This window comes from Streptomyces sp. 2114.4 (assembly GCF_900187385.1).
Lineage (GTDB): Bacteria > Actinomycetota > Actinomycetes > Streptomycetales > Streptomycetaceae > Streptomyces > Streptomyces mooreae.
Map to the genome: position 1 here is coordinate 2,958,036 of NZ_FYEY01000001.1, position 25,306 is coordinate 2,983,341.

Sequence of the window (25,306 nt, forward strand, 5' to 3'; positions counted from 1 at the left end):
CGCCAGGCTGACGGCACGCCCTGGCGGGGTGCCCCTGTCTACCGGGGCACCTGCCCCACCAGCACGAACGCATTGGACCGCAGCAGCATTCCGGCCGGGCGCGGCAGCGGATGGGAGTAGGTGCGCCGTACGGCCAGGCCCGCGGACTCGGCGAAGGCGCGCAGCAGGGTGAAGTCGGTGAAGCGCACCGGGGTGGGTCCGGCCCGGTGCCCGGCCTCCTGCGCGGTGATCAGCAGTACGCCGCCGCCCGGCCGTACGTACCGGACGTAGGCCCGCAGCAGCCCCTCGACCTGTTCGTCGTCCAGGTGCTCCAGGACGTTCGCGATCAGCAGCGCGTCGAAGGCGCCGGGCCGGGCGTGTGGGCTCGCCAGGAAGGTGTCGGCCGTATAGGCGGTCAGCCCGCGTTCGCGGCAGCGCGCCACGGACTGCGGATCGTGGTCCACGCCGACGCTGCCGGGTGCGCAGTCGGCGAGCGTGCCGCCGGTCCCGCAGCCGATCTCCAGTACCCGGCCGGTGCCGATCCGCCGCAGCTGGCTGCGGTACGGGGACCGGGCGGGCAGCAGCCGTGCCGGGCCGCCGCGTCCCCGGTCGGCCGGCAGCCGTGCGGTGGAGGCGGACGGCGCGGTGCCCGTGGGAGGCGTGGGCCGGGCGGTCCGGGTGTCGCTGCCGGGGGGCCCGGCGTCGGGGCTGTCGGTGGCGGCGGAGCTGTCGGTTCTGCCGGGCATCGGGACGCGGTCACCTTCCCTGGGGAACACGGCGCGCAAAACGCCGTAAAGCTGTGCAACGGGTCTACGGCATCGGACGCGGCCCGGCGCCACGGCGCGCCGAATGCCCGCACCGGGCGTCGTCCCGCCCACACGGACGCGCGGCCCGGCACAGGGTGCCGTGCGGGCCTGCGCCCACGGGCGGGCGGCCCGGCACGCCGTGGTGCGCGGTCCCTGCACCCGCGGATGCCCGGTCCCGCGCAGCGGGGCGCCCGGCGGGGCCTCTCACCCTTTCAGCGCAGATCCGGTGACCGTGCCGCCGTGGGCGAGTTGAACGGACCGGTCTTGTGCATTCGCCAGTCCGGAAAGGCTTGGTCCGCGTATGAAGCCTCGGCTCACCGTCGTCGTCCCGGTCCATCGCATCGAGGGGTCCGAGCGCAATGTGGAGGAGTGCCTGGAGTCGGTCGCGGCTCAGACGCTGACCGATCTGGATGTGGTGATGGTGGACGACGGCCCGCCCGCGGGCGGGGGCGGGGACGCCTTGGCCGCACGGGGCGGGCCCGCCGCTCCCGCCCGCCGTTTCGCCGAGCGGGACCCACGGTTCCGGATCGTCCACCACCCCGGGGGGCCGCCGGCCCCCGGCTGCGGCGCGCTCCGCAACACCGGTGCCCGGCACGCCTATCCGCACACCGGCTATCTGGCCTTCCTCGACGCCGACGATGTGCTGCTGCCGCGCGCGTACGAGGATCTGGTCGGGCTGCTGGACCGGTCCGGCGCGGATCTGGCGACCGGCAACGTCTACCGGCTCGGTGCGGCCGGCCGCAGCCAGTCGGCCCGTCATCCGGCCACCCGCGCCACCGCGCTGCGCACCCGCCTCCGCGACGACCTGACCCTGCTGTCCGACGACTTCGCCCGCAACAAGGTCTTCCGCCGCACCTTCTGGGACAAGCACCAATTCACCTTCCCCGAGGGTGAGTTGTGCCATGACGCGGCGGTGACGCTGCCCGCGCTCTTCCTGGCCGACGCGGTCGACGTCCTGCGGGAGCACGTCTGTTACTGGCGGCTGCCGGAAGGGCCCGACCGCCACCACAGGCCCGATGCCCGGGGCGTACGGGACCGGTTCGCGGCGGTGGCCGGCATCCGGCGCTTCCTCGCCGATCCGGCCCACGCCCGGCTGCGTGGCTATCAGCGCGACTACGACCGTGCGCAGCTCACCGACGGGCTGCTCGATCTGGTCGAGGCGCTGCCGGCGGCCGCGCCGGAGTGCCGGACCGCGTTCCTCGACTGCGCCCGCGACTTCCTCTCCGGTGTCGATCCGCGGCTGTTCCCCACGCTCCCCGTCGAGCTGCGGATGCGCTGGTATCTGATCCGTGCCGGGCGGCTGGCCGATCTGCTCACCCTGCTCACCCATGAGGCCCGTAACCCGGCCGGGTTCGCCGTCGCGGGGCCGCCGCTGCGCAAGCGCGCGGTGCTGCCGCTGACCCCGCCGCTGGAGCTGCCGCCGGGGGTGACCCGGCTGGACCGCGCCGACTTCCCCGTACGGGCCCGGGTCAGGGAGGCGGAGTGGCGCGGCGGTGTGCTGGTGCTGCGCGGCTACGCCTATATCCGGAATCTGGATGCCGCGACCCGGCACAGCTATCTCAGGACGGCCGTGCTGTCGTGCGGGCGGCGCCGGATCCTGCTGCCGCTGCGGCCGGTGGCGATGCCGGAGGCGACCGCCGAGTCCGGGCAGGAGCTGCACTGTTACGACTGGTCGGGCTTCGAGCTGCGGCTCGATCCGGCGCGGCTTCGCAAGGGCGGGCGCTGGGAGGAGAGCGACTGGTCGGTGGGGGTGCTGCTGGCGTCGGCCGGGGTGGTGCGGGCCGCGGCGCTGCACGCCGCCGAGACCGGCTCCGGGGCCGCCCCGTGCGCCCGTGAACTGCCCGGGGACGGTACGGGTGCCGTGCGGATCACGCCCTGGTACCCGGACGGGCGGCTGCGGCTGTCGGTGGTCCGTCCGGCCCGGCGGCTGACCGGCCACCGGGCGGCGGCCGGCACCCTGGACCTGACGGTCACCACAGCCGGCCCGCCGCCCACCGCCCTGCGGCTGACCCATCAGGGGACCGGCACGGTGGTGTCGTTCCCGGTGGAAGCGGAACCTCCGGCGGGAACGGGACCGGGACCGGGTGCGCGGCCGGGAACGGGACCGGGGCAGGCGAACGGCGCGCCCGGCGCCGCGCCCCCCGCCGTCCCCGGGGCCGTGCCCCGCGCCCCCTCCCCGCCCCTGATCTTCCGTATCCGTCTCGACGCGCTGGCCGCCGCGCGGCCCCCGCGGGACGGTGCGCCGCGAGCGATCCCCCCGGTTCACACCGAGAGCTGGGCGGCCGAGGTGGTGCTGCCCGGCGGCGGCACCGACCCGATCGCCTGTGACCTCGCTCTGGCGCCGGCCGCCCATCCGCTGCCGCACGGCCGCGAGCTGGTCGTGGCGGCCGGGCCGGCCGGGAACCTGGTCCTGCACGACCGGACCCCGCAGCCGTATCTGGACCGGGCGCTGTGGCGGGCGGACGGCACCCTGCTGGTGGCGGGCGCGCTGCCCGGCGCCGCGCCGCTCGCCACCGAACTGGTTCTCAAGCACGGGGCGCACGCCGCGGAGCTGGCCTTCCCCACCACGCACGACGAGGGCCGGTTCCACGCCACGCTGCCGCTCGGCGCGCTGCCCTCGCTGGCCGGTCCGCTGCCGCTGCGTGAGGGCCGCTGGACGTTGCATCTGCGCGAGCGGGGCGCGCCCGGCTCCGCGCTGGACGCCCCGGTCCGCGCCCTGCCGTCCCTCCTGGAGGGGCTGCCGACGACCCGTACGGTGCGCGGCAAGCCGCTCACCCTCGACCGGCACCGGCACGACGAAGCGCTCGTGGTGGCGGGTCCTGCGCTGCCCGCCACCGACCGCGGCCCCTACCGTCGCCGGATGCTGCGCGAGCAGCACTATGCGCTGCACCGTTCCCGCCCGCTGCGCGACACCGTCCTCTACAGCAGCTTCGGCGGCCGGGCGTACGGGGATTCCCCGCGGGCGGTGCACGAGGAGCTGGTGCGCCGGGGCATGGACGTGGAGCATCTGTGGGCGGTGCGTGACGCGCAGACCGCGGTGCCGGAGACGGCCCGTGCGGTGCTGGTGGGCAGCGCCGAGTGGCACGGGGCGCTGGCGCACAGCCGCTGGGTGGTCACCAACACCCATCTGCCCCGGTGGTTCACCCGGCGCGGGGGGCAGCGCATCATCCAGACCTGGCACGGCACCCCGCTCAAGCGGATCGGCGCCGATCTGGCCGGGACGCTGTGCGCGGGGCTGGCGCATCTGGCGCCGCGGCCGCGGGTCAGCCGGCAGTGGAGCGTGCTGCTGTCGCCGAACGCGCACAGCACACCGGTGCTGCGCTCGGCGCTGGGCTACTCCGGGCGGCTGCTGGAGACCGGGCTGCCGCGCACCGATGCCTTCTTCGCCGCCGACCGTGACCTCAGGGCGGCCGCGGTCCGCGAGCGCCTGGGCATCGAGCCGGGCAGGAAGGTGGTGCTGTACGCGCCGACCCCGCGTGACGATCTCGCCTACGACGCGGGCCACCACCGGCTGCATCTGCCGCTCGATCTGGAGCTGGCGCGGCGGGAGCTGGCGGACGACCATGTGCTGCTGGTGCGCTCGCATCCGCTGGTGGCCGACCGGCTGCCCGCCCACCACGCGCCGTTCGCGCTCGACGTGTCCGCGCACCCGGACGCCACCGAGCTGCTGCTGGCGGCGGATGTCCTGGTCACCGACTACTCGTCGCTGGCCGCCGACTTCGCCAACACCGGGCGTCCGATGCTCTTTCTGACGCCCGATCTGCCGCACTACCGCGACACCCTGCGCGGCTTCACCCTCGACTTCGAGGCCCGGGTGCCGGGTCCGCTGCTCACCTCGACCGGTGAACTGATCGACGCGCTGGGCGGCTTGGAGGAGATTGCCGCCGCGGGGGCGGATGCGTACGCGGATTTCCGGGAAGCGTTCTGTCACCGGGACGACGGGGGTGCGGCCGGCCGGGTCGCGGATCTGATGGAGCGGTGACCGGGGCCGGTCCGTCGCAAGGTGGTGGCGTGCGGATCAACATCGTGCGGCACCCGCGTCGTTACAGCATGTGCAGGCGCCCTTACGGGTCTGCACACCCCCGGGCCCCGGCTCCCGCCCGTAAGAAGACGGCAAGAGGGCGGGAAAAGGGGAGTAAGGGGTGCAACCGCTCGACGGGATTCGCCCTCTGAACCATCGGAAAAAGGTTCGGACCCCGCTCGCGCCAAGAGATGCTGTCGACACGAAATGTAGATTCAGTGACTGTGAAAGAAGCCCTCGATCCGCTGACGGGGCCCACCATCACGCCTTCCGCGCAGGTCAGCATCGTCGTCATCGCCTTCAACGATGCCGGTCATGTCTGCGATGCGGTGCGCTCCGCGCTCGCGCAGGGGCCTCCGGGCGAAACGGTCACCGAAGTGATCGCGGTGAACGACGCCTCCACCGATGGCACCGGAGCCGCCCTGAACGCCCTCGCCCACGGCGAACCGCGGCTGCGGGTGATCCACCGCGACACGAACAGCGGCGGCTGCGGCACTCCACGCAACGACGGTCTGCGGGCGGCCACCGGGCGCTTCGTGATGTTCCTCGACAGCGACGATGTGCTGCCCCCGGGTGCGGCCCGGGCGCTGCTGGCCGCCGCTGGTGAGCACGACGCCCCGGTCGTGGCCGGCGCCTGCGTACGCCGTGAGCTGCCCGCGCACCGTGACGTCCCCTGGCAGCCGGGCCTCTACCGCGAGACGGCGGTGCACAGTTCCCCCGGCGCGGCGCCGCAGCTGGTCCGGGACACGCTGTGCGTCAACAAGCTCTACGAGCGGGCGTTCCTCGACAAGCACGCCATCACGTTCCCCGAGGGCCGGTTCACCTACGAGGACTTCGTGTTCACGGCGCGGGTGCTGGCCGCCGCCCCGCGCATCGTGACGATCCCCGACCGGGTCTACGTCTGGCATGTGCGCCGTTCGGCGGCCCGGCAGTCGATCTCGCTGGACCGCAACGACGTCGCCAACTGGCAGGCGCGGATCGCGGCGCACCGCGCCAGCGTGCAGATCTTCCTGGACGCCGGGCACAAGGCGCTGGCGCACGCCGCGAGCACCAAGTTCCTTGACCACGATCTGCGGATGTACGTCCGCGAGCTGCACACCCGCGGCGCCGACTACCGGGCCGAGTGGTGGCGGCTGACCCGCGAGTATCTGGCGGGTTTCGACGAGGCCGATCTGCGCGCGGCGCGTGCGCCTGCGCGCTGGCTGGCCCGGGTGGTGCTGGCCTCGCCGGTCCCCAGGGACCTGGAGCGGCTGACCCAGCTGGCGGCCCGGCCCGGCCGGCTGCTGCCGCCGTACGCGGAGGCCGGCGGCCGCGCGGTGTGGTCCGCGGACCTGCCCGAGGTCGTCCTGGACGCGCTGGGCACCAAGCCGATGCACCGGCTGCCGGTGACCATAGATGCCGAACCGTCCACCGGCGGCCCGGGTGTGCTGCGGCTGCGGGTGCACGATCTGTACGGGCGGCTGGCCGCGTCCGGCCCGGAGAGCATCGACATCGAGCTGCGGCGCCGCCGGGACGACCGGCGCGGCCCGGTCCACACCGCCGCCCTCACCCCGGCCCCGGCCGTCGGCGGGTCACAGGCCTGCTGGACCGCCGAGGTCGTACTGGATCTCGCGGCGCTGGCCGAACCGGGCGGCGGGCCCGGTGCCGAGCCCGAGCCGTGGGACCTGATGGCGCAGGTCAGCTGCGCGGACGGGGCGGGTTTCCGCGCGGCGCTGCGGGCCCTGGGGCCGGGGCTGCGCCGCCGGGTGCTGCCCAGCCGCCGTCATACCGTGCTGCTGGTGCAGCCGTATGCGACGACCGGCGGCGCCCTGTCCCTGCGGGTCGCCTCCGGCCTGCGCAGCGTGTGGCGGATCGCGGCCCGGCGGCTGCGTGGCTGAACCGGCCCGGTCCTTCCCCGCACTCCTCTACCCCGACCTAGGATGGGCACTATGTCTTACTTGATCACGGGTGGTGCCGGCTACATCGGCGCCCATGTCGTACGGGCCCTGCGTGAGGCCGGCGAGAGCGTCGTCGTGTTCGACGATCTGACGACGGGTGTGGCCGCCCGGATCCCGGAGGGCGTCCCCCTGGTCGTCGGCTCCACGCTCGACCGCGCGCTGCTCGATGCCACCCTCGCCGAGCACGGCATCACCGACGTGGTGCATCTGGCCGCCAAGAAGCAGGTCGGCGAGTCCGTCGAGATGCCGCTGCACTACTACCGCGAGAACGTGCACGGGCTGCAGACGCTGCTGGAGGCGATGGCCGCGGGCGGTGTCGGCCGGCTGGTGTTCTCCTCCTCGGCGGCGGTCTACGGCATGCCGGATGTCGACCTGGTCACCGAGGAGACGCCCTGCACCCCGATCAACCCGTACGGCGAGACCAAGCTGGTCGGCGAGTGGATGGCGCGTGCGGCGGGGAAGGCGCACGGCATCAGCACGGCCTGTCTGCGCTACTTCAACGTCGCCGGGGCGGCCACCCCCGAGCTGGCGGACACCGGGGTCTTCAACATCGTCCCGATGGTCTTCGAAAAGCTCACCGAGGGTGCGGCGCCGCGGATCTTCGGCGATGACTACGACACCCCCGACGGCACCTGCATCCGCGACTACATCCATGTCGCGGATCTCGCCGAGGCCCATGTGTCGGCGGCCCGCAAGCTCGCCGAGCCGGGTCCGGTGCGCGATCTGACGCTGAACATCGGGCGCGGTGAGGGCGTTTCGGTGCGCGAGATGGTGGATCTGATCACCGAGATCACCGGGCATGCGGGCGTCACCGCCGAGGTCACCCCGCGCCGTGCGGGCGACCCGGCCCGGGTGGTCGCGGCCGCCGACCGGATCGCCGCGGAGCTGGGCTGGAAGGCCCGCCACGACGTGCGCGACATGATCACCTCGGCCTGGGCCGGCTGGCAGCACCACCGTCCGCAGGGCTGAGCGCGGGCCGCGGGCCCCGGCCGGCCGGCGGCCGGGGTGCGCGGATCGGGGCCGGGGCGGGCGCCGGTCAGGTCAGCGGGTGCGACGTCCGGCCCGAGGCCTCGTCGATCTCGTCGTGCGCCTTGGTCAGCAGCTTCATCGCCAGTTCGTTGAGCGCTCTGGCTCCCGCGACCTCCTCGCCGACCCGCGGCTGGTTGGAGTCGACGGGGTGGCGGCTGGCGTAGCCGTGGGCCCGTACCTCGGTTCCGTCGGGGAGCCGTACGAGCGCCGCGGCGCGGGTGCGGTGGGTGTCCTCCTCGAATTCCATGTCGACATGCCATCCGACAACGGTCTGCAGCATCACGATCACCTCCGGAGCCCCTGCTTCCAGCGTGCGCCCGGCGGGCGGCCCTCGCACGGCGCCCGTGGCGGCACGGCAGCGCCCGGGGCGGGTCCGCGGCCGGACTCCGCCCCGGGCGCGCTCATGCCGCCCGGCCGCCTGTGGGCCGGCTACGGCCGACCACGGCCGTCTACGGCTGGAGGGTGATCGAGTTGATCGGTGTGAGGTCCTTGTCGATGTAGTAGCCGGGCGAGAGGTAGCCCTGGCATCCCGTGCCGTTGTAGCCCGTGCAGGTCCGCATGGTCGCGCCCCCGGACTGGTTGTTGTAGATGCGGTGCGTCCCGACCTGGTTGCTGAGGTTGTGCGCCCCGTAGCTGTAGTAGAAGAGCGACGGGTGGCCGCCGTTCCATCCGGCGTTCTGCGGATAGATGCAGACCGCGCCGTAGGGGCAGCCCTGGACGGTGCCCCCCGCCGCGGCCGCCGCCGTTCCGGCCGTCCCGACGACCGCCCCCGCCGGGACGATCAGCGCAGCGACGGCCATGGCCGCCATTCCGGCTCGCTTCCATACGGACATGTGACGTTCCCCCTTGGTCCTTCGGCCCCGCGAGATGGTCGTCGCGGGTGCACCGTGACAGGTGCCTGATGGTGGGTCAGCCTCGTCCCGCGGGGGCGGCACGCACAAGGATTTTCGGCGGTGGCCGAAGGGGCCCGGCCCTGGTGCCGGACGTCAGCCGTCAGCCGCGCAAGCGGCGCAGCACCCTCCTGGGGAGGGTGGCGCCGGGCACGGTGAGCGTCAGCGGCGTCCGCTCGCCGGCCCGGCCGCCGGCCGTCCGGAGGGGCAGGTCGCTTCGGAGCGGGCCCGCGGTCACCCGCAGGGACACCCGCCAGGTGCCCGGGGGGCCGCCGCGCAGCACGGAGCGCACGGTGTAGTGGTCGTCCGCGCCGCGTTCGACCGTGGTGGGCAGCGCCACGGTGCGGGTCGCGTCGTGGAGGACCAGCCGCAGCCCGGCGTCCACGGGGCAGCCGGGCAGGGTGAGGTGCGCGGCGAGGGTGGCCCGCCCCGCACGGGTGCGGTGCGCGGTGCCGCGCAGGTCGCCGCCGAGCGGGCGGCGGGCCCCGGCCTTGTCCAGGTCGAGGTGGAGATGGCCGTGCGGCTCGGAGAGGAAGAGCGCGGCGACGGCCGGGCCGGCCGGGCCCCGGCCGGCGATCCGCGGTGTGCACTCGCGCCCGTTCGCCCCGCCTTCCGGGGCCAGCCAGGCCTCGCGGCGGAAGGCGGGCCCCTCGGCGCCCGGTCCGCCGTGGGCGGTGACCGCGATCTTGAGGCCCCAGATGCCGTCGATCAGCGGCCCGCCGTCCGCGGCGGTCGCCGGGTCGACGGCGGCCTGCCAGGTGCCGTCCGCGTACCGCGCCGGGACGCGGTGGACGGCGCCGCTGCGCTGCAGCTGGACCTCGACGGTGTCGCCGCCGAGCAGGGGCAGGCCGGCGGTGCCCCGCAGGTGCAGGACGCCGCCGACCCAGCCCCAGCGGATCAGGCGCTGGCGCAGTACCACACGGTCGGTGAGGTCGTAGCAGGCGTCGGGGAGGGGGTGCTGCGGGTCGCGGAAGTGGGGGTATCCGGCGTAGACGCGGCCGTCGACGAGGCGCGGCGGGTCGGGCTGCCGCTCGGTGTCGGCCCGGACGACGGCGGTCAGGGCTTCGTCGAGCCCGGCGCGCAGGCAGTGGGCACGCAGCCGGAGCCGGGGCGGCAGAGCGTCCTGGACGCGGTCGGTGAGGTAGCGCTCGACGAGCGGGCGGGCGGCCGCGGCCATCGCGTGCCGGTCCGCCGCGTCGCGGGCGAGGTAGGCGGCCCCGAAGGGCATGAGTATCTCGCCGTGGAAGTGCCGGATCATCAGTTTGTCGCGCTGTTCGCCGGGCGGGACCTCGGCGGCGAGGCCGTCGAGGACGGTGCCGATGTAGTCGAGGTATTCGCACCAGTCGATGTCCTGGCGGCTGGCGTTGCTGTCGTCGTCGCGGCCGTGCAGGTAGTAGCAGTCCTGGTCGGCGAGGACGGAGACGGTCCTGGCGCGCAGCAGGGCGGCGATGCCGAAGGGCAGGTCCTCGGCCAGCAGCCGGCCCTCGACGAAACGCAGCCGGTGCTCTTCGAGGAAGGAGCGGCGGAAGAGCTTGAAGGCGGCCAGGGACCAGTAGACCGGGGAGTCGAAGACGGAGACCTGGTCGCTGGTGGTGCGCAGGTCGACGGGGGCGGAGCGGCCCTCGGCGCCGGCGATCCGGCCGTAGACGACGTCCGAGCCGCACCGCTCGGCCATGTGGACGAGCCGGGCCAGCGCCGCGGGGGCGAGCCGGTCGTCGGAGTCGAGGAAGAAGACGTAGTCGCCGGTGGCACGGTCCAGCCCGGCGTTGCGGGGCTTGCCCGGACCGCCCGAGGCCGCCTGGCGCAGCACGGTCAGGTGGGGGTGCAGGGCGGCCTGTTCGTCCAGCCACTCGGCGCTGCCGTCGGTGGAGCCGTCGTCGACCGCGATCACCTCGATCCGGCGCCGGTCCAGGGTCTGCGCGAAGACCGAGCCGAGGCTGCGGTCGAGGTAGCGCCGGGTGTTGTGCACCGGCACGATCACGGAGACGGTCGGCGTCGCCGTGGCATCCGGTCCGTCACCGGCCGTGGCCACGAGGTCGTCAGGAACGGGCACCATGCCCTCCACTCTTTCCGCATTCCCCGAAATGCCCGGCGTACCGGCCAGGCAAAGGGGGTGATTAAGACATATAACGTGGGGTGAACGTTCGCCGATCGTGGAGGAGTGCCGGTGGCTCCGACGCCCGCCACCCCACAAGAGGCGGTCCGGCCCCTGGAGGTTGCCCGGCCTCTTCCCGTAGGTGAACGCCCGGCCGCAGCGGACACCTCCCTCGGACAGCGGACGGCACCCTGGCTCGCGGCGGCCCTGTCCATGGGGGCGTACTGCCTCGCGCTCACCCTTTACGGCAGCTACCCCTTCGGCCCGCGCTCACGCGCCGTCAACGACCTGGGCAATCAGTTCGTCCCGTTCCACGCCCGGCTGTGGGACCTGCTGCACGGCACCACCAGCGGCGATCTGTTCTTCAACTGGAGCAGCGGCTACGGCGTGCCGTTCCTCGCCGACTTCTTCGCCTACCTGATGAACCCCTTCTCCTGGCTCGTCGGGCTCTTCCCCCGTGCGCTGGCCGACCTGCCGGTCTTCCTGGTCACCCTGTTCAGCATCGGCCTGGGTGCCGCGTTGATGACCGTCTTCCTCGGGCGGCTGCGGCCGGGCTCCGGTCCGCTGCGGGCGCTGCTGTCGGTGGGGTACGGGCTGTGCGCCTGGGTGCTGAACGACGGTTTCGCCGACCCGATGTGGATGTGGGGCCTGGTGGCGCTGCCCCTGACCGGGATCGCCGCGGACTGGTGTCTGCGCCGCACCCGCTGGGTGGCGGGCACGCTGCTGGTCGCCCTCGCCTGGGCGGGCAACTTCTACACGGCCGCGATGGCGACCCTGGCGATGGCACTGGTGCTGGTGGTGCGGCTGCTGACGGCCCCCGCGATGCCGTGGCGCGCGAGGCTGCGGGCGCTGGCCCGCGCGGCCTCGATGGCGCTGACCGGCATTCTGCTCGCCGCGCCCGTGCTGACGGTCACCCTGGCGGCCAGCCGGGCCGCCCAGCCCGCGCCCGCGGTGTCCTACGACGACCGGCCGCCGCCGCTCGACCAGTGGGCACAGTTACTGCCGGGCGGCCACCCGGGGGCGCCGGTCCCCAACATCTCCATCGGAGTCCTCGGGCTGCTGCTGGTGGCCGTCTTCCCGTTCGTGCGGGCCGTGCCGCTGCGGGTGCGCGTGGGCTGGTGCGTCCTGGCGGCGGGCGTCGCCGTCTCCTTCGTCCAGGAGCCGACGGTCCTGCTGTGGCACGGTTTCGCGCTGCCCAACGGCAGTCCGTACCGCGCCGCCTTCGTGCTCAGCGGCATCCTCGTGATGATCTCCTGGCTGGCGCTGGCGCACCACCCGCGCCTGCGCGAACTGGCCGCGGGCGCCGCGGCGGTCGCGCTGCTCGCGTGGCTCAGCCGCGACCAGGGCGCCATCGGCACCGACACCTGGATCCTGGTGGCCGGCGGCGGTGTGCCGGCCCTCCTGGGGCTGGCCGTGCTCGGCAGGTCGCGCACCCCCCGCACCCGGGCCGCCGCCCTCGCCGCGCTGACCGGCACGGTCCTGCTGGGCTCGGCGTACACGGCGCTGTCGGTGACCGCGGCACGGGGCGCGATCGCCTGGTTCCAGCCCAAGATCACGTTCACCGGCCCGTCGCTGACCGCCCGGGACGGGCTGCTGGCCCGCGCCGACTGGCCGCGCAGCCGCACCGACCCGGGCCCGCACGAGTTCGCCAACAACGACCCGCTGCTGATCGGCGGCGAGGGCGGCTCGTACTACAGCAGCTTCGCGCCCGCGGCCACCGCCCGCACCCTGCGGGGCCTGGGCGCCGGCTGGTACATGAGGGGCCGTCACACCCTCAGTTTCGAGGACCCGGTGGGCCGGGCGCTCATGGGCGTCGGCAGCTATCTCTCCGCGGTGCCGGAGGACCGCGCCCTGTTCACCCCGCATCCGGCGCGTCCGGCCCCGCTGCTGACCGTACGGGACGCCCTGCCGCGCGCCGCCGGCAAGGAGACCGTCTTCGCGCGTCAGGAGCGGGTGCTGGGCGCCGCCGTGTACGAGGTGCCGGCCCTGAGGCCCACCGCGGGCGAGGCCCCGCTGCGCGACCGTGACGGCTGGCTGCTGCCCGGCGCGCGACGGGCGGGCGCGGGAGCGGGCGGCGGGGGCCCGAAGGCCACGAGCGCGAAGGGCGGGGGCGCGAACGGCGACGGCGCGGCCGGCGCCGGAACCACCTTCACCGTGCGGTGCACGCCGGGCAGCACCGCCCTGTGGTACGCCCCCTGGTTCTCCGGGGAGGTCAGCGGCCTGGGCGTGCGCACGACGGGGACGGGCAGCGGGGACGTCACCGCGAATCCGCTGCGGATCCTGGGCCGGGTGCCGGCGGACGGCACGGTGGCGGTGCGCTTCACCGGTCACGGGCGGCAGCACCTCCCGGAACGGGCGATCGGCTGCCTGTCCGGGCGACGGCTGACGGCGGCGGTGCACGCGCTGCGCGCCCGCGGCCCGGTGGAACTGACCGCCGGCGGCCACCGGCTGACGGCCCGGCTGCGTCCGGGCAGCAGGGGCAGTGCGGTGCTGGCGCTGCCCGCCGTCCCGGGCTGGGGCTGTTCGGTGGACGGCGGACCGCTGCACGCGCCGTACGCGTTCGGCGGTCTGCTGGCCGTCCCGCTGGGCCAGGGCGCCACCCGGCTGTCGTGCTCCTACCTGCCGCCGGGCCTGCACACGGGGCTTGCGGCCGGCGGCGCGGCGGCGCTGGCGCTGGCCGGGGTGGCGGCGAGCGCCAGCGGCCGGTGGCGCCTCCGCCTCACCACGCCACGCCGGACACACCATGACAAACCAGCAGATTTGTAGAATTACCTTCCAGGGGACGGTGTCTGAGCCGCCCCTGACCCCCGGCGAAAAGGCCTGCTCATGAAGCTCTCCATCGTCGTCCCCTGCTACAACGAAGAGGCCGTCCTGAGCCGTTTCGACGAGACGGTCCGCGCGGTCCTCGCCGGGCTCGCCGTCGAGTACGAGCTGTGGTACGTCGACGACGGCAGCGCCGACGGCACCCTGGCCCGGCTGCGGGGTCTGGCCCAGCAGCACCGCGGTACCACCCACTACCTCTCCTTCAGCCGTAACTTCGGCAAGGAGCCCGCCATACTGGCCGGCCTGCGGGCGGCGACCGGCGACGCGGTGATCCTCATGGACGCCGATCTGCAGCATCCGCCCGGCCTGATTGAGACGATGCTCGACCTCTACCAGCTCGGCCACGACCAGGTCGTCGCCAAGCGCAGCCGGACCGGCGACGGGCGGCTGCGGACGGCGCTGAGCAGGCTCTACTACCGCGCCGTCAACAAGTGGGTCGATGTCGAACTCACCGACGGGGTGGGCGACTTCCGGCTGCTGTCGCGCAAGGCGGTGGACGCGCTGCTCTCGCTGCCGGAGTACAACCGCTTCTCCAAGGGCCTGTTCTCCTGGATCGGCTTCGACACCGTCACCTTCGACTACCGCAATGCCGCCCGGGAGGCCGGCGAGACGAAGTGGCGCCTCGGCTCGCTGGTCAACTACGGCATCGACGGCATGCTCTCCTTCAACTGCCACCCCCTGCGGCGGGCCCTCTACGCCGGGCTCGGCCTGGCCTCGCTCGCCGCCCTCTACACCCTGTGGATCGTCGGCGCGGCCCTCGTCGGCGGCGTCACCGCGCCGGGGTATGTGACGCTGGTGGCCATCGTGGTGGGCCTGGGCGGGCTGCAGATGGTGATGCTCGGGCTGATCGGCGAGTACATCGGGCGGATCTACTACGAGGCCAAGGGGCGGCCGCACTTCCTGGTCAAGGAGAGCAGCGCCGCCGTTCCCGCCGCGGCGCCCGTCCCCGGTCCGGCGGACTCCGCCACCGCCGGTGCGCGGGCCCGCTGATGCGCGCTTCGCCGACGTCCGGCCGCCCCGGGGGCCGGATCGTGCGCTTCGCCGCCGTCGGCGGGGTCAACACCCTGACGTTCTCCGCCTGTTACCTGGCGCTGCACCACCTGCTGCCGTACTTCGCGGCCTACACCGCCGCCTTCGTGGCGAGCATGACCGGCTCGTTCTTCCTGCACACCTACGTCACCTACCGCACCCGCCCGACCTGGACGAAGTTTCTGCTCTTCCCGCTGACCCAGGTCACCAACTACGGGGTGCAGAGCGCGGGCCTGGTGGCGCTGGTGGGCTGGTGCCGGCTGAGCACCACGGTGGCGCCGCTGGTGGCGGCGCTGTGCGCGCTCCCCTTCAGCTACCTTCTCTCCCGCCGCATCCTGCGCCCGCCCGCCCGGACCGGGCGCCGCACCCGGGCGGAGCGCTCCGCCCGGACCGGCTCCGCCACCCCGGCCGGTCCCACCCCTCAGCCCGGTCCCACCGTTCGGGCCGAACCGCCGCCCGCCCGCGCCGGCGGACCCGCCTGAGCCCGCCAGCCCCCGAACCGCACCGACGGCCCGACCGACGTCTGGCGCGCCGTGTACAGCCTGCCGTCGAGGCCCAGCGCGACCACCACCGCCCGCCCCACGGCGTCCTGGGCGACGCCGGCCGCCGCCGTATGCGCCACCCGGCCCCGCTGCCAGGGCCCTGCGCCGTCCTGGGCCATCGCCATCCGTACCTCACCTGCGTCATCGCGCGCCGCGAGCACCATCCGGCCGCCGCTGCCGACCGGCGCCGCCGCCACCCGCCCGTAGCCGCCGACCGCCGGGCAGCGCGCCGAGACCCGCCAGGCGCCCACCATCCGCTGCCGCTCGGCGATCAGGACCTGGGCGGTGACCGAGCGCCGGAAGACGGCCCGCACCGCGCCGTCGGCCACCGGGACGAGGCTGACCGGGCCGCCTGGCTGCGGCAGCCCGGTGGCCGCGGCCGGCCGGGGGAGGTGCCCCGGCTCCTTCGACACCCAGTGCTGCACGGTCCCGGCGGTCGGCGCGGCCAGATGGATCAGCCCCTCGGAGTCCACGCAGGCATCCAGCCCGTCGATGATCCGCGGTGCGGTCGTCAGCGTGCTGACCGGCCCCTCCAGCCGCTGCCACGGCGAGAAGTGCCTGCCGTGCGGGCCGCCGCGGTGGGCGACATTGCCGTCCCAGGTGCGGACGAAGACATGCACCGTGCCGTCCGGGCCGGCCACCGCCGCCGGGAAGCCGGTCTCCAGCGACCGGACCGGGTCCGGATCCGGCGAGCCCAGCGACTCCCAGCGCGCGAAGACGGGCACGCCGTCCGCGGTGGTGCCGGTCTGCGGTGCGGTCAGCAGCTCGCGGCGGTGGGCGGCGTTGCGGCCCGGCAGCACGGTGCGGAAGGCGAACAGCTGGAGCGCACCGCCGGGGCGGCGCACGACCTGGATCTGCCCCTGCAGCAGCGCACCGCCGACCGGCACCGGCGCGCCGAAGCTCCCGCTGCCCGGACGGGTCTCCGCCCAGCAGTACGCCGCCCCGCCCAGCACCGCGAAGGCGGTGAGGCGGCCGTCCGCGGCCGGGCGCAGCCAGGCGTTGGAGCCGGGTGCGCGCAGCCGGGTGCTGCGGGTCCAGTTGCGGGAGCTGCCGTCCAGCGCCGAGCCGCCCACCTTGCGGTCCCCGCAGCCCGCCGGGTCGCCGCAGGCGCGGTGGTCGGCCCAGCCATAGACCGACAGCAGCCGGGCCTTGCGGCGGGCGGCGGCGAGGTCGAGGTCGTGGGGCAGCACCCCGTCCTCGTAGCCGAGGTAGTTCTCCACGATCGCCGGACGGCCGCGGCCCCCGTACGCGGTCAGCGCGGCCTCGGCGAAGTGGGCGGAGGCGGTGTGGTCCTGGTGGTCGTAGTAGCGCAGCCCGGCCAGGCGGGGGTCGTGGTCCGCGGTGGCCGGCGGCCGCTCCGGGGAGTGCACCGCGTTCGGGTCCAGGGTGCGCACGACCGTGGGCGCGGCCCGGTCGAGCACCGCCACCAGGGTCTGGATGACCTGGTCGCGGGTGTAGTGGAAGCGCCGCTGCACGGGGGTTCCGGCGGGGCGCAGCGTGGGGAGGGTGCCGGTGGCGCCCAGCCACAGCCCGCGCAGGCTCCTCGCCCGGGCCTGCCAGACGGCCCTGGCCTCCACCAGCCCCACGAAGATCAGCTGGTGCTGCGGGGCGGCGCGCAGCGTCTGGATCTCCACCTCGAAGCCGGGGAGCAGGGAGAGCGCCGCGACGTCCCAGCGGGCGGCCGGGTCGCCGGTGACCATCGCGGCATGGGCGGCGCGCAGGCCGTTGGCCCGCGCCCGGGAGAAGGCGGCCCGGTCCTGGGGAGCCCGGGCGGCGTCGTGGGCACGCGGGCTGACGTTACGGCCGTCCGCCTCGCCGCCGGTGAGGCAGACGGTGACCGAGCGCGCCCCGCTGCGCAGCGACTGCTCCAGATCGGGGTTCATGAAGTACAGACCGTCATCGGCATGCGCGATGATCTGCAGGAAGGACTGGTCCGCCGGATCCGTCAGCGGCCGCCCGGAGCCCTCAGGGCCGGCCGTCGGGGCGCCGTCGTCCGACAGCCGGGCCCAGACGCCCACGCCCGCCGTCGCGGCGAGCACACCGGCGCCGGTGGCCTGGAGCAGCCGGCGGCGGGATAAACGGGGCGGGTGCGTGGGTGACACACACTCAGTATTCGGGCGACCGGAGACCGCACTCGCCCCGAAACTCCCTACTTGACCAGATCCATGACGAGCACCCCGGAACTTTCGGACGAGGCAAGCATCCGGGCCTGCGCCCGCTCCCCCAGATGCACCGCCCCAGGGAATACCCGCCCCGCCCCGCCTCGTTGTGGCCCGAAAGGGGGCCTCGCACCCCCTACGGGATCCGTTCGCCCCCGCCCTAAGGGCCCCGCCGGCAACCCACCGGCGACTCGCCCGCCGACGACCGGCCCACCGGCGACCGGCCCGCCGGGCACCCGCCGACGCCCCCGCCCTCACTCCGCCCCGAGCGCCGCCACCACCGAGGCCGCCAGCGCGTCGAGATACCCCTTGGGCACCTCGTCGCGGACGACCAGCAGCCGCCAGTACAGCGGCCCGGTCAGCAGATCCAGGGCCAGCCGGCCGTCCGCTCCGGCCGGGATCTCCCCGCGTTCGACGGCACGCGCCACCATCGCCGTGGCGACGCCCTCCTGACTGTCGTGGAGCGCGGCCTTGAGCGCACCCGCCAGCTCGGGGCTGCGGGCCGCCTCCGCCAGCAGGTCCGGAATGATCTGCGAGGCCATCGGGTGCCGCAGCGCGCGGGCCGCGACCTCCAGCAGCATCCGTACGTCGCCGGCCAGCGAGCCGGTGTCCGGCGTCGGCATCCCCGCCGCGGCCACCGCGGAGACCACATCGAGCACGAGGTGCAGCTTGGAGCGCCACCGCCGGTAGACGGCGGTCTTGCCCACGCCCGCCCGCCGTGCGATGCCCTCGATCGACATCCGGGCGAAGCCCACCGCGGCAAGCTCCTCGAAGACCGCGGCACGGATCGCCTCGGTCTTGTCCTCGCGTAGTACGGCGGCGCCTGCCGGGGTCCGGCGCGCCGCCGCGGACTGGTTCCCGCTGCCGTCTGGTGCCATGCCTTGAGCATAGCGTCACGACGCTACGGTTGCGTTTCGACGTGAGCACCCTTTAGTGTCGACGTCGCGACGATACGGCCCCGTTCCGTCGTATGGCTCCGTTCTCGTTCCCCCGCCCCCGTACGCAAGCGAAAGCGGCCTCCTCCATGCCCCAGACCCTCGCGCCCCCGGCCCCGACGCCCGCCCGGGCGCCCGCCCCCGGCGCCTCTCCCGATCCCGAGCTGCGCGCGCTGGCCGAACGTCACGGCCTCACGGTGAGCGGCGCCCGCCCCTCGCTGCCGGAGTACACCCGTCAGCTGTGGCACCGGCGGCACTTCATCACCTCGTTCGCCAGCGCCAAGCTCACCGCGATGTACACCACCGCCAAGCTCGGCCAGCTCTGGCAGGTCCTGACCCCCCTGCTGAACGCGGCCGTCTACTACTTGATCTTCGGTGTGCTGATCGGCACCAAGCGAGGCGTCCACGACTTCGTCCCGTTCCTGGTGACCGGCGTCTTCATCTTCACCTTCCTGCAGAACTCGGTGATGGCCGGCACCCGGGCGATCTCCGGCAACCTCGGCCTGGTCCGCGCGCTGCACTTCCCGCGGGCCTGTCTGCCGATCTCGTTCTGCCTGGCACAGCTCCAGCAGCTGCTGTACTCCATGGGCGTGCTCGTGGTCATCCTGCTCTGCTTCGGGCAGGTCCCGACCTGGTCATGGCTGCTGGCCGTCCCGGCACTGGCGCTGCAGTTCGTCTTCAACACCGGCCTGGCGATGGCCATGGCCCGGATGGGGGCTAAAACCCCGGACCTGGCGCAGCTGATGCCCTTCATCATGCGGACCTGGATGTACGCCTCCGGCGTGATGTTCAGCATCAGCGTGATCCTCCAGGGCAAGCACCTCCCGCAGTTCGTGGTGATGCTGCTGAACGGCAACCCCGCCGCGGTCTACATCGACCTGATGCGCTTCGCCCTGATCGACAGCTTCAAGGCGAACCAGCTGCCGCCGCACGTCTGGGCGTTCGCGGCCGGCTGGGCCCTGCTGGCCGGTGTCGTGGGCTTTGTGTACTTCTGGAAGGCCGAGGAGCGGTACGGACGTGGCTGAGGTCATGACGGAACAGAGGAACGGTACGGACATGGCCGAGCGCACGAACGGCACCCGCCCGGCACAGGCCGCCGAGGCCCGCGTCCCCACGGTGATCGCGGACGATCTGCACATCGTCTACCGCGTCTACGGCACCGGCGCGGGCAAGGGCAGCGCCACCGCGGCGCTGAACCGCATCGTGCGCCGCAAGCCCTCCACGGGGGTACGCGAGGTGCACGCGGTCAAGGGCGTCTCCTTCACCGCCTACCGCGGCGAGTCGATCGGCCTGATCGGCTCCAACGGTTCGGGCAAGTCGACGCTGCTCAAGGCGGTCGCCGGCCTGCTGCCCGCCGAGCGCGGCAAGGTCTACACCCACGGCCAGCCCTCGCTGCTGGGCGTCAACGCGGCCCTGATGAACGACCTGACCGGCGAGAAGAACGTCCTGTTGGGCGGCCTGGCCATGGGCATGAGCCGCGAACAGGTCCGCGAGCGCTACGACGGCATCGTCGACTTCTCCGGCATCAACGAGAAGGGCGACTTCATCTCGCTGCCGATGCGCACCTACTCCTCCGGCATGGCCGCCCGCCTGCGGTTCTCCATCGCCGCGGCCAAGGACCACGACGTCCTGATGATCGACGAGGCCCTGGCCACCGGCGACCGCAGCTTCCAGAAGCGCTCCGAGGCCCGCATCCGCGAACTGCGCAAGGAAGCCGGCACCGTCTTCCTCGTCAGCCACAACAACAAATCCATCCGCGACACCTGCGACCGGACCCTGTGGCTGGAACACGGCGAGCTGCTGATGGACGGCCCGACGGACGAGGTCATCAAGGCCTACGAGGCGCACCGCTAGGCGGTGTCTCCGTGAACGGGAACGGCCCCGGAAGCATGGGCTTCCGGGGCCGTTCGCCGTGGTGCGGGCGTCAGCCCTGGCGCGGGCGTCAGCTGTGGGTGCGCAGCAGCGTCCGCATCGTGCGCATGGCCACGGACAGGTTCGCCAGGTCGAACCCTTCCGAGCCGTAGATCTCCTCCAGCGTCGCCCGCGCGCGGCTGAGGATCGCGGCGTTGGCCTGCTCCCAGGCCTTGAACCGCTGCTCCGGCGTCGAGGTGCCGTTGCCCACCGACAGCACGTCAGCGGTCAGCGCCGCATGGGCCGCGAACAGGTCCTCGCGGATCGAGGCGCGGGCCATCGACTGCCAGCGGTCGCTGCGCGGCAGTTCCAGGATGCGGTCGAGGAGCTGGTTGATCCGCAGCCGCTCGCCCAGGTCGTAGTAGACCTCGGCGACAGCCAGCGGCTCCTTGCCCATCCGGTCCGCGACGGCGACGATGTCCAGCGCCGGGAAGACCGACGAGAAGCCGGACACCTGGACGGCCAGCGCCTCGGGCACGCCCGCGGCGGTCAGCTCCTCCAGGATCGTCTGGAACCACTCCAGGTCGGTGCCCTGCAGCAGGTTCGGCAGCTCCTTCCAGAGCCCGGCGACCCGCTCGGCGAAGAAGCCGATGGTCTCCGACAGCTCCAGCGGCTGCGGGCGGTTGTTGAGCAGCCAGCGGGTGCCGCGCTCGACCAGCCGCCGCGAGTGCAGCCGGATCCGGGTCTGGACCTCGGCCGCGACGACATTGTCGAGCGCTTCGACGTCGTCCCAGACCTGGTTCAGCCCGAAGATCGCACGGGCCGCGGTGTGCGCCCGCACGACCTCTTCGAGGGAGGCCCCGGTCTCCTCCCGCATCCGGTGCAGGAAGCTCGTACCGCCGGTGTTGACGGTGTCGTTGACCAGCACCGTCGTGACGATCTCGCGGCGCAGCGCATGGCCGTCGACCTGCTCGGCGAAGCGTTCGTGGAGCGCCGAGGGGAAGTAGGCGTGCAGCAGCCGCTGGAGGTAGGGATCGTCCGGCAGCCCGGTCTGGATCAGCGCCTCGGACACCGTGATCTTGGTGTACGCCAGGAGCACCGCGGTCTCGGGCTGGGTCAGCCCGCGCCCGGCGTTCAGCCGCTCACGGATCTGCCGGTCGGCGGGCAGGAACTCCAGCGCCCGGTCGAGGTCGCCGTCGCGCACCAGGCGGCGCATGAAGCGCTGCTGGGCGTGGAGCATGCTGGAGGACTGGGCAAGGGCCAGTGCCAGTGCGGTGTTCTGCGCGTAGTTGTTGCGCAGCACCAGCGCGCCGACCTCGTCGGTCATCTCGGCCAGCAGCTTGTTGCGCTGCTTGACGGTCATGTCGCCGTCCGCGACCACGGCGTTGAGCAGGATCTTGATGTTCACCTCGTGGTCGGAGGTGTCCACACCGGCGCTGTTGTCGATCGCATCCGTATTGATCTTGCCGCCGGCCATGGCGAACTCGATCCGGCCCAGCTGGGTCAGGCCCAGGTTGCCGCCCTCGCCGACGACCTTGACCCGCAGGTCCTCGCCGTTGACCCGGATGGCGTCGTTGGACTTGTCGCCCACATCGGCGTCGGTCTCCGCCGAGGACTTCACATACGTCCCGATGCCGCCGTTCCACAGCAGGTCGACCGGCGCCTTGAGGATGGCCCGCATCAGGTCGGCGGGCGTCATCTTCTTGACCCCGGCGTCGATGCCGAGGGCGGCCCGCACCTGCGCGTTGATCTGGATGGACTTGGCCGAGCGCGGGTGGATGCCGCCGCCCTGGGACAGCAGCTCGGTGTTGTAGTCCGCCCAGGAGGAACGGGGCAGCTCGAAGAGCCGGCGGCGTTCGGCGTAGGAGGTCGCCGCGTCCGGGTTCGGGTCGATGAAGATGTGCCGGTGGTCGAAGGCGGCGACCAGCCGGATGTGCTCACTGAGCAGCATGCCGTTGCCGAAGACGTCACCGGACATGTCGCCGACGCCGACCGCGGTGAAGTCCTCGGTCTGGGTGTCGTGGTCCAGCTCGCGGAAGTGGCGCTTGACCGACTCCCAGGCGCCGCGGGCGGTGATGCCCATGCCCTTGTGGTCGTAGCCGGCGCTGCCGCCGGAGGCGAAGGCGTCACCGAGCCAGAAGCCGTACGACTCGGCGACCTCGTTGGCGATGTCGGAGAACGTCGCGGTGCCCTTGTCGGCGGCGACGACCAGGTAGGTGTCGTCCTCGTCGTGCCTCACGACGTTCTGCGGGTGGACGACCTCGCCGCCGACGAGGTTGTCGGTGATGTCCAGCAGACCGGAGATGAAGGTCTTGTAGCAGGCGATGCCCTCGGCGAGCCAGGCGTCCCGGTCCTGCGAGGGGTCCGGGAGCTGCTTGCCGACGAAGCCGCCCTTGGCGCCGACCGGCACGATGACGGTGTTCTTGACCATCTGCGCCTTGACCAGGCCCAGGATCTCCGTACGGAAGTCCTCCCGGCGGTCCGACCAGCGCAGACCACCGCGCGCGACCTTGCCGAACCGGAGGTGGACGCCCTCGACCTTGGGGGAGTACACCCAGATCTCGTACGCCGGGCGGGGCGCCGGCAGGTCGGGGATGGCCTGCGGGTCCAGCTTCAGGGACAGGTAGGCGTGCGGCCGGCCCTGGCTGTCCTTCTGGTAGTGGTTGGTGCGCAGGGTCGCCTTGATGACGGTGAGGAAGGAGCGCAGGATCCGGTCCTCGTCCAGGGAGGCGACCTGGTCGAGCGCGGCGTCCAGCTCCTCCAGCAGGGCGTCGGTCAGCTCCGTGCCGGCCCGCTGCCGGCCGGGGGACATCCGCGCCTCGAAGAGGGAGACCAGCAGCCGGGTGGTGTGGACGTTGTTGGAGAGGGTGTCCTCCATGTACGTCTGGCTGAAGGTCGCACCGGCCTGCCGCAGGTACTTGGCGTAGGCCCGCAGGACCATCGCCTGGCGCCAGTTGAGGCCCGCCCGCAGCACCAGCGTGTTGAAGTTGTCGCTCTCGGCCGCGCCGGTCCACACCGCGGTGAACGCGTCCTGGAAGCGCTCGCGGGCGTCGTCGCCCTTGACGTGCTCGGGCATCCGCAGCCCGAAGTCGTAGACCCAGGCGATGGTGGAGTCGGCGCAGCGCAGCTCGTGCGGGCGCTCGTCGACGACCTCGACGCCCAGGCGGTTCAGACCGGGCAGCACCCGGGACAGCGAGACCGGCTCGCCCCTGCGGTAGATCTTGAAACGGCGCTCGCCGGGGCCCGCACCGACAGGCTCGTAGAGGCTCACGGAGAAGTCCTTGCCCGGCTCACCGGTGAGCTTCTCCAGGTGCTGGAGGTCGGCGACGGCGCTGCGCGGGCTGTTGTCGGCCTTGTAGCCCTCGGGGAAGGCGTGGCCGTAGCGGCGCAGCAGCTCGGCGGCGCGCTCCTCGCCGACCTCGGCGGTCAGCGCCTCGGCGAAGCCGTCGGCCCACGAGCGGGCGGCCTCCACCAGCCGGCTTTCGAGGCGGTCGGCGGCGGCGTCGGTGAGCTCGGGAAGGCTGGCGCCGGGCTCGACCCGGATGACGAAGTGCAGCCGGGAGAGGATCGACTCGGTGTTCCAAGCGGTGAAGTCGACGCTGGTGCCGCCGAGCTCTTCCTTGAGGATGTCGATCAGGCGCAGCCGCACCGCGGTGGTGTAGCGGTCGCGCGGGAGGTAGACCAGCGCGGAGTAGTAGCGGCCGTACTCGTCCTGGCGGAGGTAGAGCCGCAGCCGGCGGCGTTCTTGCAGGTAGAGGACGCTGGTGGCGATGGACCGCAGCTCGTCGACGGGCGTCTGGAACAGCTCGTCGCGCGGGTAGGTCTCCAGGATCTGCAGCAGGTCGCGGCCGTCGTGGCTGTCGGGGCTGAACCCGGCGCCCTCCAGGACCTCGGCGACCTTGCGGCGGATGACCGGGACGCGGCGCACGGACTCGGTGTACGCGGCCGAGGAGAACAGGCCCAGGAAGCGCCGCTCACCGATGACATTGCCCTCGGCGTCGAACTTCTTGACGCCGACGTAGTCGAGGTAGGAGGGGCGGTGGACGGTGGCGCGGCTGTTGGCCTTGGTCAGGATGAGCAGCTTGTGCTCACGGGCCTTGGCGCGGGCGTCCGCGGGCAGCCGGTTGAAGGACGGCGAGACGGGGTGGCCGTCGGCGCTCTCGTGGTGCGGCGGGTCGGCGCGCAGGATGCCCAGGCCCGTGCCGGGCACGGCGGTCAGCACGTCCTCGTCGACGCCGCCCTCACCGGGCACCGACGCCAGCTCGTACTCGCGGTAGCCGAGGAAGGTGAAGTGGTCGGCGGACAGCCACCGCAGCAGCTCCTGGGCCTCCTCGATGTCCTCGCCGCGCAGATCGTCGGCGATCGGCTCGGCGGGCAGCGCGTCGGCGATACGGCCGGCGGCGGCGCGCATCTTCTCCCAGTCCTCGACGGCCTCACGGACGTCGGACAGCACCCGCAGCAGATCCGCGGTGATCTGCTTCAGGTCCTCGCGGTCGGTCTCGCGGTCCATCTCGACATGGATCCAGGACTCGGTGACCGCGTCGTGCGGCAGCTTCGCGCCCTTGCCGTTCTTGCTGTGCGCGTCGCAGCTGGAGTCGAAGACCTCGATGAGCTTGCCGGTGACATCACGGCGGACGATCACCTGCGGGTGGATCACGACATGGATGCCGCGGCCCTGCCGGGAGAGCTCGTTGGTGACCGAGTCGACCAGGAACGGCATGTCGTCGGTGACGACCTCGACGACGGAGTGGCTGCAGGTCCAGCCGTTCTCCTCGACCGTCGGGGTGTGCACCCGGACGTTCGCGGTGCCCTGAGGACGCATCTCCGCGAGGCGGTAGTGGGAGAGCGCGGCGCCGAAGACGTCGACCGGGTCGCGGCCGGTCAGGTCCTCGGGCGCGGTGTGCAGGTAGTAGCGCTGGAGGTATCCCGCAAGGGTGTCCGGGTCGAGCCCCCGTACCGGGTGCTTACCCCCGGCCGGGCTGCTCTCTACGACCCGGGCGGCCCTGGCGAGCAGCTCGGTCTTGGCTTCGTCCAGCTTGGTCTGCATGTCCTCTGGCTCCTGTCGCGCGCCGTTGCGTGACGTTGTGGAAGAACGTGATGGAAGCCGCACAACGCCGCCGCGACGCGAGGTGTCCCGTCGCTGTCGACGCTATGCCGCGATGAGAGAGGGCCGTGCCGCTATCGACGGTTTTTGACGAAGTCGACGGGGA

15 protein-coding genes are annotated in these 25,306 nt (G+C 73.2%); 8 read left to right on the forward strand and 7 right to left on the reverse strand.

Annotated elements, in window-relative coordinates; all coding sequences use genetic code 11:
• Nucleotides 1-38 precede the first annotated feature (38 nt).
• Complete coding sequence (locus CFW40_RS12825; RefSeq protein ID WP_088797910.1) at nt 39-725, reverse strand: class I SAM-dependent methyltransferase; 687 nt, start codon at nt 723-725, stop codon at nt 39-41.
• A gap of 361 nt (nt 726-1,086) precedes the next feature.
• Between CFW40_RS12825 and CFW40_RS12830 the strand changes: the two genes are divergently transcribed.
• The 3 genes from CFW40_RS12830 (at nt 1,087) to galE (ending at nt 7,712) form a co-directional block, all read left to right on the forward strand.
• The gene (locus CFW40_RS12830; protein WP_088797911.1) at nt 1,087-4,767 is read left to right on the forward strand and encodes a CDP-glycerol glycerophosphotransferase family protein; all 3,681 of its coding nucleotides are present in this window, start codon (nt 1,087-1,089) and stop codon (nt 4,765-4,767) included.
• A 263-nt stretch (nt 4,768-5,030) separates the two neighbouring features.
• Nucleotides 5,031-6,683 carry a glycosyltransferase family 2 protein gene (locus tag CFW40_RS12835; RefSeq protein ID WP_088797912.1) on the forward strand — a complete coding sequence of 551 codons (1,653 nt, stop codon included), beginning with the start codon at nt 5,031-5,033 and terminating at the stop codon, nt 6,681-6,683.
• A gap of 51 nt (nt 6,684-6,734) precedes the next feature.
• The gene (galE, locus tag CFW40_RS12840; RefSeq protein WP_088797913.1) at nt 6,735-7,712 is read left to right on the forward strand and encodes a UDP-glucose 4-epimerase GalE; all 978 of its coding nucleotides are present in this window, start codon (nt 6,735-6,737) and stop codon (nt 7,710-7,712) included.
• 67 nt (nt 7,713-7,779) lie between these two features.
• Here galE and CFW40_RS12845 read toward each other — a convergent pair whose 3' ends face one another.
• From CFW40_RS12845 to CFW40_RS12855, 3 genes are all read right to left on the reverse strand, one after another.
• Entirely contained in the window at nt 7,780-8,052 is a 273-nt protein-coding gene (locus CFW40_RS12845) for a DUF1876 domain-containing protein (protein ID WP_176956514.1), read from the reverse strand.
• A gap of 169 nt (nt 8,053-8,221) precedes the next feature.
• Entirely contained in the window at nt 8,222-8,605 is a 384-nt protein-coding gene (locus CFW40_RS12850) for a hypothetical protein (RefSeq protein WP_088797915.1), read from the reverse strand.
• A gap of 160 nt (nt 8,606-8,765) precedes the next feature.
• Nucleotides 8,766-10,718, reverse strand: a complete 1,953-nt coding sequence (locus CFW40_RS12855; protein ID WP_088802080.1) for a glycosyltransferase — start codon at nt 10,716-10,718, stop codon at nt 8,766-8,768.
• Between the two features lie 111 nt (nt 10,719-10,829).
• Between CFW40_RS12855 and CFW40_RS12860 the strand changes: the two genes are divergently transcribed.
• The 3 genes from CFW40_RS12860 to CFW40_RS12870 are packed head-to-tail and all read left to right on the forward strand — an operon-like array spanning nt 10,830 to nt 15,091.
• On the forward strand, nt 10,830-13,523 hold the full coding sequence (locus CFW40_RS12860; protein WP_088797916.1) for a YfhO family protein: 2,694 nt from the start codon (nt 10,830-10,832) through the stop codon (nt 13,521-13,523).
• Nucleotides 13,524-13,583: 60 nt separating this feature from the next.
• On the forward strand, nt 13,584-14,570 hold the full coding sequence (locus CFW40_RS12865; RefSeq protein ID WP_088797917.1) for a glycosyltransferase family 2 protein: 987 nt from the start codon (nt 13,584-13,586) through the stop codon (nt 14,568-14,570).
• Nucleotides 14,570-15,091: a GtrA family protein gene (locus tag CFW40_RS12870; protein WP_088797918.1), complete on the forward strand. Its 522-nt coding sequence runs from the start codon at nt 14,570-14,572 to the stop codon at nt 15,089-15,091. The genes CFW40_RS12865 and CFW40_RS12870 overlap by 1 nt, the downstream gene beginning before the upstream one ends.
• On the opposite strand, the gene CFW40_RS12875 is transcribed toward CFW40_RS12870, so the two are convergent.
• Nucleotides 15,031-17,190, reverse strand: coding sequence for a PIG-L family deacetylase (locus tag CFW40_RS12875; RefSeq protein ID WP_256331490.1), 2,160 nt, complete (start codon nt 17,188-17,190; stop codon nt 15,031-15,033). The genes CFW40_RS12870 and CFW40_RS12875 overlap by 61 nt on opposite strands.
• A gap of 374 nt (nt 17,191-17,564) precedes the next feature.
• Nucleotides 17,565-18,188, reverse strand: coding sequence for a TetR/AcrR family transcriptional regulator (locus CFW40_RS12880; RefSeq protein ID WP_088797920.1), 624 nt, complete (start codon nt 18,186-18,188; stop codon nt 17,565-17,567).
• A gap of 146 nt (nt 18,189-18,334) precedes the next feature.
• Here CFW40_RS12880 and CFW40_RS12885 point away from each other — a divergent pair, with 146 nt between their 5' ends.
• Both CFW40_RS12885 and CFW40_RS12890 read left to right on the forward strand, forming a co-directional pair.
• The gene (locus CFW40_RS12885) at nt 18,335-19,270 is read left to right on the forward strand and encodes an ABC transporter permease (RefSeq protein WP_088797921.1); all 936 of its coding nucleotides are present in this window, start codon (nt 18,335-18,337) and stop codon (nt 19,268-19,270) included.
• A 31-nt stretch (nt 19,271-19,301) separates the two neighbouring features.
• A complete protein-coding gene (locus tag CFW40_RS12890; RefSeq protein ID WP_088802081.1) occupies nt 19,302-20,099 on the forward strand; it encodes an ABC transporter ATP-binding protein in 798 nt (265 codons plus the stop codon).
• A gap of 88 nt (nt 20,100-20,187) precedes the next feature.
• Here the strand turns inward: CFW40_RS12890 and CFW40_RS12895 are convergent, their stop codons facing one another.
• On the reverse strand, nt 20,188-25,143 hold the full coding sequence (locus CFW40_RS12895; protein WP_088797922.1) for an NAD-glutamate dehydrogenase: 4,956 nt from the start codon (nt 25,141-25,143) through the stop codon (nt 20,188-20,190).
• Nucleotides 25,144-25,306 lie beyond the last annotated feature (163 nt).